Source organism: Azospirillum thiophilum (assembly GCF_001305595.1).
GTDB lineage: Bacteria > Pseudomonadota > Alphaproteobacteria > Azospirillales > Azospirillaceae > Azospirillum > Azospirillum thiophilum.
On sequence record NZ_CP012402.1, the window covers coordinates 1,182,476 to 1,197,310 of the forward strand.

Annotated in this window: 13 protein-coding genes; 5 read left to right on the plus strand and 8 right to left on the minus strand. The window is 67.1% G+C overall.

Annotation, left to right across the window (positions count from 1 at the left end):
• Positions 1 to 18: 18 nt before the first annotated feature.
• The 4 genes from AL072_RS18755 to AL072_RS18770 all read right to left on the minus strand — a co-directional run bounded on the left by AL072_RS18755 (position 19) and on the right by AL072_RS18770 (position 4,218).
• Positions 19 to 741 carry an ABC transporter ATP-binding protein gene (locus AL072_RS18755; RefSeq protein ID WP_045582801.1) on the minus strand — a complete coding sequence of 241 codons (723 nt, stop codon included), beginning with the start codon at positions 739 to 741 and terminating at the stop codon, positions 19 to 21.
• Positions 734 to 1,534 carry an ATP-binding cassette domain-containing protein gene (locus AL072_RS18760; RefSeq protein WP_082109004.1) on the minus strand — a complete coding sequence of 267 codons (801 nt, stop codon included), beginning with the start codon at positions 1,532 to 1,534 and terminating at the stop codon, positions 734 to 736. The genes AL072_RS18755 and AL072_RS18760 overlap by 8 nt, the downstream gene beginning before the upstream one ends.
• A 39-nt stretch (positions 1,535 to 1,573) precedes the next feature.
• Entirely contained in the window at positions 1,574 to 2,761 is a 1,188-nt protein-coding gene (locus AL072_RS18765; RefSeq protein ID WP_045582799.1) for an ABC transporter substrate-binding protein, read from the minus strand.
• Between the two features lie 497 nt (positions 2,762 to 3,258).
• Positions 3,259 to 4,218 (minus strand): GlxA family transcriptional regulator, encoded by a 960-nt coding sequence (locus AL072_RS18770; RefSeq protein ID WP_045582798.1) that lies wholly within the window; start codon positions 4,216 to 4,218, stop codon positions 3,259 to 3,261.
• Positions 4,219 to 4,311: 93 nt separating this feature from the next.
• Between AL072_RS18770 and AL072_RS18775 the strand changes: the two genes are divergently transcribed.
• From AL072_RS18775 to AL072_RS18795, 5 genes are all read left to right on the plus strand, one after another.
• Complete coding sequence (locus AL072_RS18775) at positions 4,312 to 4,998, plus strand: DJ-1/PfpI family protein (protein ID WP_045582797.1); 687 nt, start codon at positions 4,312 to 4,314, stop codon at positions 4,996 to 4,998.
• Positions 4,999 to 5,072: 74 nt separating this feature from the next.
• Entirely contained in the window at positions 5,073 to 5,930 is an 858-nt protein-coding gene (locus AL072_RS18780) for a helix-turn-helix transcriptional regulator (RefSeq protein ID WP_052710066.1), read from the plus strand.
• 111 nt (positions 5,931 to 6,041) lie between these two features.
• The gene (locus tag AL072_RS18785; RefSeq protein ID WP_245636851.1) at positions 6,042 to 7,565 is read left to right on the plus strand and encodes an amidohydrolase family protein; all 1,524 of its coding nucleotides are present in this window, start codon (positions 6,042 to 6,044) and stop codon (positions 7,563 to 7,565) included.
• Positions 7,555 to 8,505: a CobW family GTP-binding protein gene (locus AL072_RS34395; RefSeq protein WP_045582796.1), complete on the plus strand. Its 951-nt coding sequence runs from the start codon at positions 7,555 to 7,557 to the stop codon at positions 8,503 to 8,505. Before AL072_RS18785 ends, AL072_RS34395 begins: the two co-directional genes overlap by 11 nt.
• 36 nt (positions 8,506 to 8,541) lie before the next feature.
• Complete coding sequence (locus tag AL072_RS18795; RefSeq protein ID WP_045582795.1) at positions 8,542 to 9,756, plus strand: NAD(P)/FAD-dependent oxidoreductase; 1,215 nt, start codon at positions 8,542 to 8,544, stop codon at positions 9,754 to 9,756.
• A 73-nt stretch (positions 9,757 to 9,829) separates the two neighbouring features.
• Here AL072_RS18795 and lpdA read toward each other — a convergent pair whose 3' ends face one another.
• The 4 genes from lpdA to AL072_RS18815 are packed head-to-tail and all read right to left on the minus strand — an operon-like array spanning position 9,830 to position 14,822.
• A complete protein-coding gene (gene lpdA / locus AL072_RS18800; protein ID WP_045582794.1) occupies positions 9,830 to 11,251 on the minus strand; it encodes a dihydrolipoyl dehydrogenase in 1,422 nt (473 codons plus the stop codon).
• Positions 11,248 to 12,558 carry a dihydrolipoamide acetyltransferase family protein gene (locus AL072_RS18805; protein WP_045582793.1) on the minus strand — a complete coding sequence of 437 codons (1,311 nt, stop codon included), beginning with the start codon at positions 12,556 to 12,558 and terminating at the stop codon, positions 11,248 to 11,250. Before AL072_RS18805 ends, lpdA begins: the two co-directional genes overlap by 4 nt.
• A gap of 2 nt (positions 12,559 to 12,560) precedes the next feature.
• Positions 12,561 to 13,574, minus strand: coding sequence for an alpha-ketoacid dehydrogenase subunit beta (locus AL072_RS18810; protein WP_200909845.1), 1,014 nt, complete (start codon positions 13,572 to 13,574; stop codon positions 12,561 to 12,563).
• Positions 13,575 to 13,577: 3 nt separating this feature from the next.
• Positions 13,578 to 14,822, minus strand: coding sequence for a thiamine pyrophosphate-dependent enzyme (locus AL072_RS18815; protein WP_045582792.1), 1,245 nt, complete (start codon positions 14,820 to 14,822; stop codon positions 13,578 to 13,580).
• Positions 14,823 to 14,835 lie beyond the last annotated feature (13 nt).

Genomic DNA, 14,835 nt, shown 5'->3' on the forward strand with positions numbered 1-14,835 from the left:
GGGTCTCTCGTCTCCCGCTCACACGCCGAGATAGGTGTGGAGCTTGTCCATGTTGGCGTGGAGCTGGTCGTTGGGGATCATGTCCACCACATGCCCTTCCTCCATGACGTAATGGCGGTCGGCGATGGTGGCGGCGAAGCGGAAATTCTGTTCGACCAGGACGATGGTGAAGCCGCGGGCCTTGAGCGCCCGCACCGCCACGCCGATCTGCTCGATGATGACGGGAGCCAGCCCTTCGGTCGGCTCGTCCAGCAGGATCAGGCTGGCACCGGTGCGCAGGATGCGGGCGATCGCCAGCATCTGCTGCTCGCCGCCCGACAGCCGCGTGCCCTGGGTCGAACCGCGCCCCTTCAGGTTGGGGAACAGCTCGTAGATCTGCGGGATCGTCATCCCGCCATCCTTCACCACCGGCGGCAGCGTCAGGTTCTCGTCGACGCTGAGCGAGGAGAAGATGCCGCGCTCCTCCGGCACATAGCTGATGCCGAGCCGGGGGATTTTGTGCTGGGCCATGCCGATCAGCTCCTGGCCCTGGAAGCGGATCGAGCCGGTGCGCTTGGCCATGATGCCCATGACGGCGCGCATGGTCGAGGTCTTGCCGGCGCCGTTGCGGCCAAGCAGCGTCACCACCTCGCCCTGCCGCACCTCCAGGCTGACGCCGTGCAGCACATGGCTCTCGCCGTAGAAGCCGTGCAGGTCGGAAATCTCCAGCATGGCAGTCTTGGTGTTGATCCCCTCAGGCATGTCCGGTCCCCATATACGCTTCCATCACCTGCGGGTTCTTCGACACCACCTCGTAGGGCCCCTCGGCGAGGATCTCGCCGCGGCGGAGCACGGTGATGGTGTCGGAGAGATGGGCGACGACAGACAGGTTGTGCTCGACCATCAGCACGGTGCGGTCGGCGGCGACGCGCTTGATCAGGGCCGCGGTGCCCTCGATGTCCTCATGGCCCATGCCGGCCAGCGGCTCGTCGAGCAGCATCACCTCCGGGTCGAGCGCCAGGGTGGTGGCGATCTCGAGAGCCCGCTTGCGGCCATAGGGCAGCTCGGCGGCGGTGTGCCCGGCCCAGGGGGAGAGGTTGACCGCCTCGATCAGCTCCAGCGCGCGATCGTGCAGGTCGTAGAGCGACGACTCCGACTTCCAGAAATGGAAGCTGGTGCCGAGCGGGCGCTGGAGCGCGACGCGGACATTCTCCAGCACGCTGAGATGCGGGAAGACGGCCGAGATCTGGAAGGACCGCACCAAGCCCATCAGCGCGATGTCGGCCGGCTTGGTGCGGATGATGTCGCGGCCCTTGTAGAGGATCTGGCCGCGCGTCGGCGTCAGGAACTTGGTGAGCAGGTTGAACACCGTGCTCTTGCCGGCGCCGTTCGGGCCGATCAACGCATGGATGGTGCCCCGCTTCACCTGCAGGTTCACCTCCTTGACCGCGACGAAACCTCCGAACTCCTTGGAAAGGCCCCGGGCCTCCAGAATGATGTCGTCATTCAAGGTCGCGCTCCCGCGTTCTTTGTGGCTGACGGTGGATAAGGGCATCGAGGAGCCGCGGCGGCGTCTCCCCGATCTGCCGACCCTTCATTTCCGGCTGCTTGCCGTGTTGACCAGGGGGCACTCGCTTTGGCTCAGCGGCAGGTACGCCTCGCTCGCCGGGATCGTCGCGACCAGCTTGTAATATTCCCAGGGGCCCTTCACCTCGGCCGGTTCCTTGACCTGGACCAGGTAGAAATCATGGACGAGCTTGTTGTCAGCCCGCAGCATCGCTCCGCGCGCATAGAAATCGTCGACGGGCATCGATCGCATCTTTTCCATGACGGCTGCGGTCGAATCCGTACCGGCCGCCGCGACGGCCTTCAGGTAATGCAGCACGGCGGAATAGACGGCGGCCTGGGGTGCCGTCGGCATTCTGTTGCGGGCCTGATAGAAACGCCGGCCGAAGGCCCTGGTCTCGTCATTCAGATCCCAATACCAGGCGGTTACGGTCGTCAATCCTTTTGCGATCTCCGGCCCCATGCTGTGCACATCGGTCAGGAACATCAGCTCGGCAACCACCTTCTGCGAGCCCGTGTTCATGCCGAACTCGGTCCATTGCTTCATCGCGGCGACGAGCTGGTCGCCGGCATTCGCAAAGGCGATGACCTTCGCCTGCGAGCCGCTCGCCTGCAGAATGAAGGAGCTGTAGTCGACGGTGCCGAGCGGATGGAAGACTGCGCCAGCCGATTTTCCGCCGACCTCGGACAATATCCGCTGCGACTCCGATACCATGTTCCTGCCGAAGGCATAGTCGGCGGCAATGAAGAACCAGCCATCCAGTCCTTCGGAGACGAGCTTGCGGATCGGGGCGGCGACCAGATTGTAATTGTCGTGAAGCCAAGCGATGCCCGTCGGCGAGCATTGCTTGCCGCTGATCTCGGTCGTTCCGACCGCCGAATAGATGACGATCCTGTTCTTGTCCCGGGCAACCGATTGGATCGCCAATGCCACGGCGGAGTTTCCGACATCGGCGATCATGTCGACGCCGTCGACATCGAACCACCGGCGCACGACCTGGGAACCGATGTCGGCCTTGTTCTGATGGTCGGCGGTAACAAGCTCGACCTTCAGGTCAGGCTTCAATTTTTGAAAGTCCTCGATCGCCAATTTGGCGGCGACGACCGACCCGGGCCCCGCCAAATCGGACAATGCCCCCGATTGATCGTTTATGATGCCGATCCGCACCACGCCGTCCGAGATTTCAGCCGCCGAAACATCGGCCACGATCGCCATGGCCGAAAATGCAGCAGCAGCCGTGGATATCCGGATCGCGGAACGGAACCAAGACTTGATGGATTGGCTTCGATGATGGTGCATGTTTCCCGTCGTCCCTGCGCTGAGTCGGTCATTGCGATTGCTGTGGCGCGATGGTTACCTCCGCCCGACGACGCCCCTGCCCTCTTCGCCAGTCGAATGTTCCGACAGTCCTCGGAATCCCCATTGCGCCCCTGAAACGGCATCATCGGATCGCAAGCGGTCTTTGACTCGTCCATCGACTAAGGACGGTGTGGCTTAATCCGGTACTCGGCCCGGCATTCGTCGTTGAAAGGCGGAGACTACGTGCAAGCTCCCCGTTCTGGTTGCAGCACCCTTGCCGACCGTTGAGGTCCGGCCGATATGCCTACCAGATTATGTTAACTTTCTTACTTTGGCGGGGCGCCCCCTTGACCACCATCCTCCTAGGGGAGGATGGCGGGCGGACCCGTACCTCTCTCGGGATTCAAGCACTGTCACCGGGTCGGGAGGGGAGCCTTCGCAGCGCGCGCGGCGCGCCGCAGGGCTTGCGGCGCCTGGCCGAAGACCCGGATGAACGCCCGGCGCATCCGCTCGGGATCGCCGAAACCGGTGATCTGGGCCACGCGTTCGATCATCTCGCTGGAGGATTCGATCCACGACCGCGCGACCTCGATGCGCAGCTTCTCGATCGCCTTCGACGGGGTCATGCCGGTCTCGGCGATGAAAGTACGGGCAAAGTGCCGTGAGCTCATGCCGACGCGCTCGGCGAGAATCTCCACGGTCAGAGCCTCGTCGAGATGCTCACGGGCCCAGGACAGCAGCGCCTCGAAGCGGCCCTTCGGATCCTTCAGGTCGAGCAGAGGCGAGAATTGCGTCTGCCTGCCACTTCGGCGGTGGTAGAGCACGAGCTGGCGTGCGGTCATCTGTGCGATCGCGTCGCCATGATCCTCGGCGACCAGCGCAAGCGCAAGATCGATTCCGGCGGTGATGCCCGCCGATGTCCACACTCCGCCATCGCAGGTGAAAATCTTGTCCGGCTCGAGCTTGACCCCGGGATAGCGTGCGATGAAGTCCTGCGTGCGGCACCAATGGGTCGTGGCGCGGCGGCCTTGCAACAGCCCGGCCTCGGCCAGGACATAGGCACCGGAACAGACGCTCGCGATCCGCACGCCCCGGCTTGCGAGCCGCCGCACGAAGGCAAGCGTCGTCCTGCATCCCGCCGCCGCCGTAACCCCCTCGCCTCCGGCCACGATCAAGGTGGTAACGGACTTGGCCGACCGCAGACCATATGCGAGCGTCTCGATGCCGGAGGAACTCCGCACCGGCCCCGCATCGGCGGCATACATCCGGATCGCCGGTGCCTTGCCCGCAAAGCGCCCGGCGATCTCGAACACGGATATGGGCCCTGCGGCGTCCAGCAGTTGGAAATCCGGATAGATCAAAACTCCGATCATGCGTCCGTCCGAAAAGGAGGGAATTACGCCGTTTGCGACCGGATGGCATCATGGCAGATTTCTTTCGTCAAGCCGAATATTTGGAGCACCGTGATGGCGACACCGTTGCAAATCGGACTAATGGTCTTCCCCCGCGTGACACAACTCGACCTCACTGGTCCGTTGCAGGTCTTTTCCAGCGTACCGGGTGCCAATGTGCATTTGGTCTGGAAAAGCATGGAGCCGGTACCGAGCGATTCCGTCCTTGCGATGACGCCGACCGTCACGTTTGCCGACTGTCCGCAACTTGACGTCATTTGCGTACCGGGCGGATATGGCACCGACGATCTTCTCAGTGACGACGAGGTTCTCGGTTTCCTCCGCAAGCAGGCGGAGGGTGCCCGCTACATCACGTCGGTCTGCACCGGATCGCTCGTGCTCGGGGCGGCAGGCCTGTTGAAGGGCTATCGCGCAACCACCCATTGGAGCGCGGTCGAGGCTCTTCCGCACTTCGGTGCCACGCCGTCCCGGGAACGGGTCTGCATCGACCGGAACCGCATCACCGGCGGCGGCGTGACCGCCGGGATCGATTTCGCGCTGACCCTGGTGTCGACCCTCATCGACCGCGCGACCGCGGAAGCGGTGCAACTGCGTCTGGAATACAATCCCGCTCCGCCGTTCAACGCAGGCTCGCCGGACACCGCGCCGGCGGAGGTTCTCGCATCGATGAGCGAACGGATCGCCCCGTTCCGGGCGCGCAGGATAGAGGCGGTACGGCAAGCCGCCGCGCGGATGTCCTGATCCGATACCGCGCGGCCATCGCGCCGCGACCGCCTAGGAAGACACGAAGCCGGCCTCTACGAAGCGAGGGCGCAATGGTGTGTTATGAAGACACGCGGACCTGCATCGTCTCTCACCACGGGCTTCTGGCCGCCTGGGCCGAGACGTCGGCGGAACTTGTCGAAGCGATCGAGGATCCGGTGTTCCCGAACGTCTTCTCCCGCTCGCTCGCCACGCTGATCTCCTTCGACGAATGTACCCAGCTCCTCTACGACGGTGATGGACCGCCGGTTCCCGGCCGCGACGGTCGGGACCGACCACCGAGCGGCTCCGAACATCGGAACTGCGGTTCCGTGCCACATCCATTCCATCGGATGTATCGGGCCGGCATCAGATCGGGGGTCTACCTGCGGCGCGACATCGTCCGGTTCGGCCGCCCCACCGGGGATGCCGGACGACGGAGCGCCCCGGCAGGTCCGGCCGGGGACCTTGATCGCCTGCCGGACGGGATGCCGGATTGGAATGACGAACTCTGCATTTGCCTGCCGATGCCTGGAAATGCCTGCACATTGATCGTCCTCACGCGCAAGCGCAGCGGACGGGGCTTTACGGACCAGGAGGCGGGAAACGTGAGAGCCGTCCTCCCGTTCCTGACCTCGGTGTTCCGCCGCCACTGGCAATCCGCCGGCCTGCCGGCCGACAGCCAGGGCGACAGGATCGATCACGGGCTGCTGCAAAGGATCGAGCGCCTCAGCCCGCGCGAGAAGGAGATCGTCGGCTTGCTGATCGGCGGCCATTCGACGCTGTCGATCAGCCTTCGCCTGGATATTTCCGGAACGACGGTGAAGACCCACCGCAAGAACCTCTACTCGAAGCTTGGGGTCGGCACGATACACGAGCTGTTCAGTCTTTACGGAAACTCCCTCAGGGAACGGATGGCCCGCAGTTATTGATACGGATCACCGCGATTTTAAAATATTCGCGCCGTTCCTACCATGAAAGGGGCGCCGCAGGATCGAACGGCGCGCCAGCTGCCGGCGCATGGATCGGGGAGTGAAGGGACGTTGCAGAACAGCACATACGACGTGGTGATCCGAGGGGGTCGTGTCGTCGATCCCGAAAGCGGCCGGGATGAGATCATCGATGTCGGCATCAGGTCGGGCCTCATCGCCACCGTCGGTGCGATCCCGGAGGGAACCGGCGGCAAGACCATCGACGCTTCCGGGAAAGTCGTCTGCCCCGGCTTCGTGGACCTCCATGCGCATGGCCAGTCGGTCGCAGCGGACTGGATGCAGGCGTTCGACGGCGTGACCACGGCGCTCGAGTTGGAGGTCGGGGTTCTTCCGGTGGCGGCCTGGTACGATCGGCAAAGGACCGAAGGCCGAGTCCTAAACCATGGGGTCTCGGTCGGCTGGATCTTCGCGCGCAAGACCGTCAAGGCCGGCATCGCCGCGGATCCGGACCTGCACCCGATGGAGATGATGGGCCAGGGCGCCGGCGATGACGGGGGGTGGTCGAGCGCGGTGGCGTCGGCCGGCGAGCTTGCCCAAATCCGGGATATCCTGTGCACCGGCTTGCGGGAGGGCGGCATCGGCATCGGCATTCCGCATGGCTATGCGCCGGGAGCGGGCGTCAAGGAAATGACGGCGGTCTGCAATGTCGCGGCGGCGGCGGGCGTCCCGACATTCACCCACATCCCGTTCATGTCGAACACCGATCCGCAAAGCTCGGAGGAGGCCTATGTCCGGCTGATCGGCTATGCCGCCGCGACGGGCGCCCACATGCATGTCTGCCACCTGAACTCCACGTCGCTGCACGACATCGGCCGATGCCGCGACCTTCTTTTGAACGCGCAGAGGATGGGATTGCCGATCACCGTCGAAGCCTATCCGTACGGCACCGGCTCGACGGTGATTTCCGCCGCCTTCTTTGCCGATCCGGAGTTTCCGAAGCGCACCGGCTCGGCGTACGGCAGCATCGAGCTGATCCACAACCGGCACCAGATGCGCGACCGGGACGAGCTGCTCGGGGTCAGGCAGGCCGATCCGGGGGCGCTGGTCGCCTGGCACTTCCTGGATCTGGAGCGGAACGACGGACACCGGGATCTGCTCGACCTGTCCGTCCTGTATCCAGGCGGCGCCATCGCATCCGACGCGATGCCCTGGGTCGAACCGGATGGCTCCCTCTACCGCGGCGCGGAGTGGCCCCTTCCCCGGCGGCTGTCGTCACATCCCAGATCCGCCGGCACCTTCAGCAAATTCCTGGGCGATTACCACCGCGAACGCGGCAAGATCGGCCTGATGGAAGCCATCGAAAAATGCACCCTCATCCCTTCGCGGATCATCGAAGGATGCCTGCCGCAGATGCGCAGAAAGGCCAGGCTGCAGGAAGGCTGCGACGCAGACATCATCGTCTTCGATCCCGAAACCATCGCGGAGCGCGCCAGCTTCGTCGACATGACCGCGCATGCGGCCGGGATGGATGCGGTGCTGGTGGGGGGAACGCCCGTCATCCTCGGCGGGACACTGGATACGCGGGTGCGGCCGGGCCGCGCGGTCAGATGCGAGGGCCGGAACGATGAACCCTGACCTGCCTGCCGATCCCGTCCCGGTGATGCTCGTCACCGGGGTCCTGGGGTCGGGAAAGACGACGCTGATCAACCACATCCTGCAGGGCAGCGCCGGGCGGAGCTTCGCCGCGATCGTGAACGACTTCGGCGCGATCAACATCGACGAGACGATCCTGTCGGCATCCGGCCGCTCCGTCATCGGCCTGAAGAACGGGTGCATCTGCTGCTCGCTCCAGGGGGACCTGCTGCGCACACTGCGGACGATTCTGTCCCATCGGCCCCGCATCGGCGGAATCGTGATCGAAGCAAGCGGCGTAGCCGATCCGCGCGGCATCGTCGCGGCACTGTTCGACCCGGTGCTCAAGGGCGCGGTCAGGCTCGATTCCGTGGTGGCGGTCGTCGATGCGCAAGAGCATGACATCTCCGATCCCCTCTGGAGAACCCAGTTGGACGCCGCCGACTTCGTCGTCCTGTCCAAGGCGGATTGCGTGTCCGACAAGGATTTGCTTGGTGTCAGGACACTGCTGCACGCCATGCGGAAGACGATGGTGTTCGTCATACGGAAGGCCGATGACATCCCGTTCGACGTCTTTTTCGGCAATCCTCCCGACCGGCAGGATGTGACCGGGGCTTTCCCCCCTCCATTGCTCACCGACGACAGGTTCGTGCATCTCGAATGGTCGTCGGAGGCCCCAGTCTCCCTCCCCGCATTCCAGAATGCGGTCCAGAGCTTCGCCGCGCAGCTCGCTCGCGGCAAAGGCTTCCTTTCGATCCGGGAGCGGCCGGGCGAGCGGTTCCTGTTCCAGCTTGTCGGAAAGCGGGCGAGCCTGTCGCCCGGCCCGTCACCCTCTACACGGGACGGCCCCGGCCCCGGCGTGAAGCTGGTTTTCATCGGCCGGGAAGGACAGTTCGATACGGAGCAGGCGAGATCGGCCCTGGAGTCGATCAGGTTCGCGTAGCGCGGAAGCAACGAAAAGACAGGACGGGCGGCGCACATGGCGCAGATCGCGATATTGGGTGCGGGCATGGTCGGCATCTGCACGGCCCTGGCCCTGCAGGAGCGGGGGCACGACTGCGTGGTCGTCGACCGGCGGCCGCCGGGGTCGGAGACCAGTTACGGCAATGCGGGCATCATCCAGGCCGAGGCGGTCGAACCCTATGCCCTGCCGGTGAACCCGCTGCTCATGCTCCGCATGGCGTTCGGCTGGAAAAACGCGGTCGCGCTTCATTGGCCGTCGCTGCCGCGCCAGTTTCCGGCGCTCTATTCCTATTGGCGCTCGTCGGCGGAAGCACCGCTGGGCAAGGTCATTCCGGTCTGGCGCCAGCTCGTTGCGGAAGCGGTGCCGCGGCACGATGCCCTGATCGGCGCGTCGGGAGCCGGCGGACTCATCCGCAGGGACGGCTATTGGGACGTTCACGCGACGGAGGCCGGCCTTGCCTCGGCCCTGCGCGAAGCGGAGCGGCGCAGGCTGCATTATGGCGTCGACTTCGAGGCCGCGGATTCGGACATGCTCGCACGCGCGGAGCCCGCCCTCCGGGCCAAACTCCCGGGCGCGATCCACTGGACGGCACCCTGGACCTGCGTGGCGCCCGGCCAGCTCGTCGCCGCCTATGCGGACCTCTTCCGGACAAGGGGCGGCAGGATCGTCCAGGGGGACGCGGCCTCACTGACGCAATCCGGCCGCGGCTGGCGCGTCGGCGGGGAAGCGGCGGAGCACGCCGTCGTCGCGCTCGGCCCCTGGTCGCCGGAACTGCTGAAAGGGCTCGGATACCGGGTGCCGATGGTCCGCAAGCGCGGCTACCATCTCCACTATGAGTGCGGCGGCGGCCCGGGCAGGCCGATGCTGCTGGCCGATCACTCGGTCGTCCTCTCGCCCATGCTCGCCGGGTTACGGATCGCCACGGCGGCGGAACTCTCAACGGCGGCGGCGGCGGCCCATCCGGCGCAGCTGGCGCGGGGGGAGGCGGTCGCCAGAACCATGTTCCAGCTTGGAAAGGCGGTGGAAGGGGCGGCCTGGTCCGGAACGCGGCCCTGCCTTCCCGGCATGCTGCCCCTGGTCTGCAAGGCGCCGCGCCATGCAGGGCTGTGGTTCCATTTCGGTCATGGCCATCAGGGCTTCACCCTCGGCCCGGTGACCGCTGAACGCTTCGCACGGGCGTTCGATGGCGAGTCAGGGGCCATCGCCGGCCTCGACGGCGGCATATCCTAGACCTCGCAGGGGGGCGGACAGGCGGGGCAGGAGGCCGGTCGCACTCCCCGCCCCTGCCGCCACCCTTCGGGGATCAGAAATGGAGCGACCGGCCGAGCAGCCTCAACGCCGCTTCGTGGAAGGTTTCGCCCAGGGTGGGATGGGCGTGGATGGTCCCCGCCACATCCTCCAGCTCCGCCCCCATTTCGAGAGCCAGCGCGAACTCGCCCGACAGTTCGGAGACATGGGCGCCCACCGCCTGGATGCCGATCACCCGACGGTCTTCGCGGCGTGCCACCAGCCGGACGAAGCCGCTCTCGCCGCTATCCAGAGTGAGGGCACGGCCGTTGGCGGCGAAGGGAAACCGGTCGACGATCGCGTCGATCCCCTGCGCCGACGCCTCGTCCGGCGACAGGCCGACGCTGACGATCTCCGGCTCGGTGAAGCAGACCGCCGGAATCGCGACCGGGGCGAAGCGGCGGCGGTGGCCGGCGATGATCTCCGCCACCATCTCGCCCTGCGCCGACGCCTTGTGCGCCAGCATCGGCTCGCCGACCAGATCGCCGATCGCCCAGACATCGCGCATCGAGGTCCGGCACTGGTCGTCCACCGCGACGAAGGCGCCTTTGCGATCCACGCCCATCGTCTCGAAGCCCCAGCCCTCCAGCCGGGGGCGCCGGCCGACGGTCGAAAGCACCGCGTCGGCCGGCAGACGGATCGTCCCGCCATCCGCAGCCCGCACGGCCAGTGCATGCCCCTCCCCCTCCGCTTCCAGCCCGAGAGCGCGGGCGCCGAGATGAACGGTCACGCCCGACCGCTCCAGCCAGCGCCGCACCGGGTCGGTCAGAGCCTCGTCATAGAGCGGCAGGATACGCGGCTGCGCCTCGACCACGGTCACCGCGGATCCCATCCGGGCAAAGGCGCTGCCCAGCTCCAGCCCGATATAGCCGCCGCCGACCACCACCAGCCGGCGCGGCAGCCGGTCCAGCGACAGCGCCTCGGTCGAGGACAGCACCGGCCCGCCGAAGGGAAGGGCCGGCAGCGGCACCGGTTCCGAGCCGGTGGCGAGGATCACATGCTCGGCCTTAACGGTCAGCGGACCATCCCTGCCCTGGACGATGCAGGTCTTGGCATCGGAGAAGACCGCCCAGCCGTGCAGCACGCGCACCTTGGCTTTGCGCAGCAGGGCCGCCACGCCGCCGCTGAGGCGGTCGACGATGCCGTCCTTCCAGCGCGTGGCGGCGGCGAGATCGAGGCGCGGCCGCGTGTCGAGCGCGATGCCGGCATGGCCGCCGCCGACCGACCGCTCCATCGCCTCGAAGCGGGCGGCGACATGGATCAGCGCCTTGGACGGGATGCAACCGCGGATCAGGCAGGTGCCGCCCAGCCGGTCGGCCTCGACCAGCACGGTGTCGAGCCCGAGCTGGCCGGCGCGGATGGCGGCGACATAGCCGCCCGGCCCGCCGCCGACCACAAGAACCTTGGCGGTGACGGTCTTGATGCTGGGCGTGCTCATCGCGGCTGGTCCATGAAAAGGGTAGCGGGCTGTTCCAGCAGGGCCTTCACCCGCTGGACGAAGGAGGCGGCGTCCCAGCCGTCTACGACCCGGTGATCAAAGGAGCAGGACAGGTTCATCATCGACCGGACGACGACGGCGCCCTTGCGGACCACCGGCCGCTCGATGATCCTGTTGACGCCGACGATGGCGACCTCCGGCCGGTTGATGATCGGCGTGGTGGCGAGGCCGCCCAGCGCGCCCAGGCTGGTGATGGTGATGGTGGAGCCGCTGAGCTGCTCCCGCCCCGCCTGCCCGTCCCGCGCTGCGGCAGCCAGCTTGCGGATCGCATCGGCCGTCTGCCACGGGTCCAGCGCCTCGGCATGGCGGACGACCGGCACCACCAGCCCGCCCGGCGTCTGCGTCGCGATGCCGGCATGCACCGCCTCGAACCGGTGGACGACATTTGCCGCGTCGTCGTAGCGCGCGTTGATCTGCGGGAACTCGGGCAGCGCTCGCACCAGGGCGCGGATCAGGAAGGGCAGCAGGGTCAGCTTCGGTCGCGTCGCGCCGCCGTTGGCGACGCCGTCGGCGTTGAGGTGAAGGCGCAATTCCTCCAGGGCGGTGACGTCGATCTCCTCGATGTAGGAGAAATGCGGGATGTGGCGCTTGGCCTCCTGCATGCTCTCGGCGATCCGGCGGCGCAGGCCGCGCACCGGCACCTCTGACACTGCGGTCCGGGCCTGAGGCGACGACCGCCCGGCAACGGCGACACCGACGGCTTCCGCCGCCCCGTCGTCGGCGTGACGGTCGAGGTCGCGGTGCAGTACCCGGCCGCCGGGACCGGAACCGGCGACGAACTGCAAGGGAATGCCGAGATCCCAGGCACGCCGCCGCACCGCCGGCGAGGCGGTCGGCTTGACGCCGGGCGGACGGCGGACCGCAGGAGCGGTTGGAGCCGCGTCCCGCAGAACAGCCGCCCGCTCCGGCACAGGAGCAACGTCAACGGCAACGGCGGCAGGCGACGGCGGGGCGGCCGCCGAGGCCACCACCATGGGAGCATCGTCGGGAAGCCGGTCGTCCACCCCCTCCACCTCCAGCACGACCAGTTCGGAACCGACCGCCAGCATTGCGCCGGGGTCGCCGTTGATCGACAGCACCCTTCCGGCCACCGGCGACGGGATCTCCACCGTCGCCTTGTCCGTCATCACGTCGACCAGGGTCTGGTCCTCGGCGACGCGGTCGCCGGGCGCGACATGCCAGGCGACGATCTCGGCCTCGGCAGTGCCCTCGCCGACGTCGGGCAGCTTGAAGACGTAGCGCGCCATGATCACTCCTCCATCACGCGGCGCAACGCCTCGGCGATCCGCGCCGGGCCGGGGAAATACTCCCACTCGAAGGCATGCGGGTAGGGCGTGTCCCAGCCGGTCACCCGCTCGATAGGCGCCTCCAGATGGTGGAAGCAATGCTCCTGCACCAGGGCGGACAGCTCGGCGCCGAAGCCGCCGGTCCGGGTGGCCTCATGCACGATGACGCAGCGGCCGGTCTTGCGCACCGACGCCTCGATCGCCTCGATGTCGACCGGCACCAGGGTGCGCAGATCGAGGATCTCAGCATCGACCTGCGCATCGCGCGCGGCGGCCAGCGCCACATGCACCATGGTGCCGTAGGCGAGGATGGTGACGGCGGCACCGCTGCGCACCGTCGCCGCCTTGCCCAACGGGATGGCGTAATGGCCCTCGGGTACCTCGCTGGCGGGATGCCTGGACCAGGGCACCACCGGCCGGTCGTGGTAGCCCTCGAAGGGACCGTTGTAGAGCCGCTTGGGCTCGAAGAACATCACGGGGTCGTCATCCTCGATGGCACTGATCAGCAGCCCCTTGGCATCGAAGGGGGTCGAGGGGATCACCGTCTTGATCCCGGCGACATGGGTGAAGATGGCCTCCGGGCTCTGGCTGTGGGTCTGGCCGCCGAAGATGCCGCCGCCATAGGGCGCCCGCACCGTGACCGGTGCGGTGAACTCGCCGGCCGACCGGTAGCGCAGCCGCGCCGCCTCGGAGATCAGCTGGTCGCAGGCCGGATAGATATAATCGGCGAACTGCATCTCGGCGACCGGGCGCAGGCCGTAGGCGGCCATCCCGACGGCGATCCCCATGATGCCGGCCTCGGTGATCGGGGTGTCGAAGACCCGGGTGCGGCCATGCTTGCGCTGCAACCCCTCGGTACAGCGGAACACGCCGCCGAAATAGCCGACATCCTCGCCGAGCACGACGACGTCGCCGTTCCTCGTCAGCATCTCGTCCATCGCCGCGTTCAGCGCCTGGACCATGGTCATGGTCGCCATCGGTCAGATCCCCGCTTGCCGGCGCTGGCGTTCGAGATGCCAGGGCATGGTCTTGTAGACGTCCTCGAACATCGTCCGGGCAGAATGGAACGGCCCCTTGTCGAGGGTGCCGAGGGCTTCGGCCTCCTTCCCGGCGGCCTGGACCGCCGCCGCCACCTCTTGGCCCAACGCCTCGTGCCTGGCCTCCGACCAGATGCCGAGGCCGATCAAGTGCCGGCGCAGCCGGTCGATCGGATCGCCCAGCGGCCACCGGGCACCGGCATTCTCCGGCCGGTATTTGCCGGGATCGTCGCTGGTGGAATGGGCGGCCGCGCGATAGGTGAACAGCTCGATCAGCGTCGGGCCGAGGTTGGCGCGTGCCCGCGCCGCCGCCCAGCGCGTCGCCGCGAAGACCGCGAGGAAATCGTTGCCGTCCACCCGCAGGCTGGGAATGCCGTAGCCGAGGCCGCGGGCCGCGAAGGTCGTGCGCTCCCCGCCGGCGATGCCGTGGTAGGAGGAGATCGCCCAGTGGTTGTTGACCAGATTGAGGATCACCGGGGCGCGGTAGACCGACGCGAAGGTCAGGGCGTGGTGGAAGTCGCCCTCCGCGGTGGCGCCCTCGCCGATCCAGGCCGCGGCGATGCGGGTGTCGCCCTTGATCGCCGAGGCCATCGCCCAGCCCACCGCCTGGCTGTACTGCGTGCCCAGATTGCCGGAGATCGAGAAGAAGCCGGCCTCCCTGCTGGAATAGAAGACCGGCATCTGCCGGCCTTTCAGCCGGTCGCCGGCGTTGGAGTAGACCTGGCACATCATGTCGGCCAACGGCCAGTCGCGGGCGATCAGGAGACCCTGCTGCCGGTAGGTCGGAAACAGCATGTCGGCCCGGTCGAGCGCCATCCCCTGCGCGACGGCGATGGCCTCCTCCCCGGTGCATTTCATGTAGAAGGAGGTCTTGCCCTGGCGCTGGGCCCGCTGCATGCGCTCGTCATAGGCGCGCACCGTCATCATCGAGCGCAGCCCGCGCAGCAGCGTATCGGGGTCGAGCGCCGGAGCCCAGGGGCCGACCGCATGCCCCTCATCGTCGAGCACGCGCACCAGGTCATAGGCGAGGTCGGTCATGTCGGCCGCCGAACAATCGGTGTCCGGGCGTCGAGCGGCTCCGGCCGGCGGCACGCTCAGGGCGCTGAAATCGATCTCGCTGCCGGGCCGCTGCGGAGGTTCCGGCACATGCAGGCTCAACGGCGCCGGACAGGGCAAGGGGGCATCCATGATATTCCTCCCA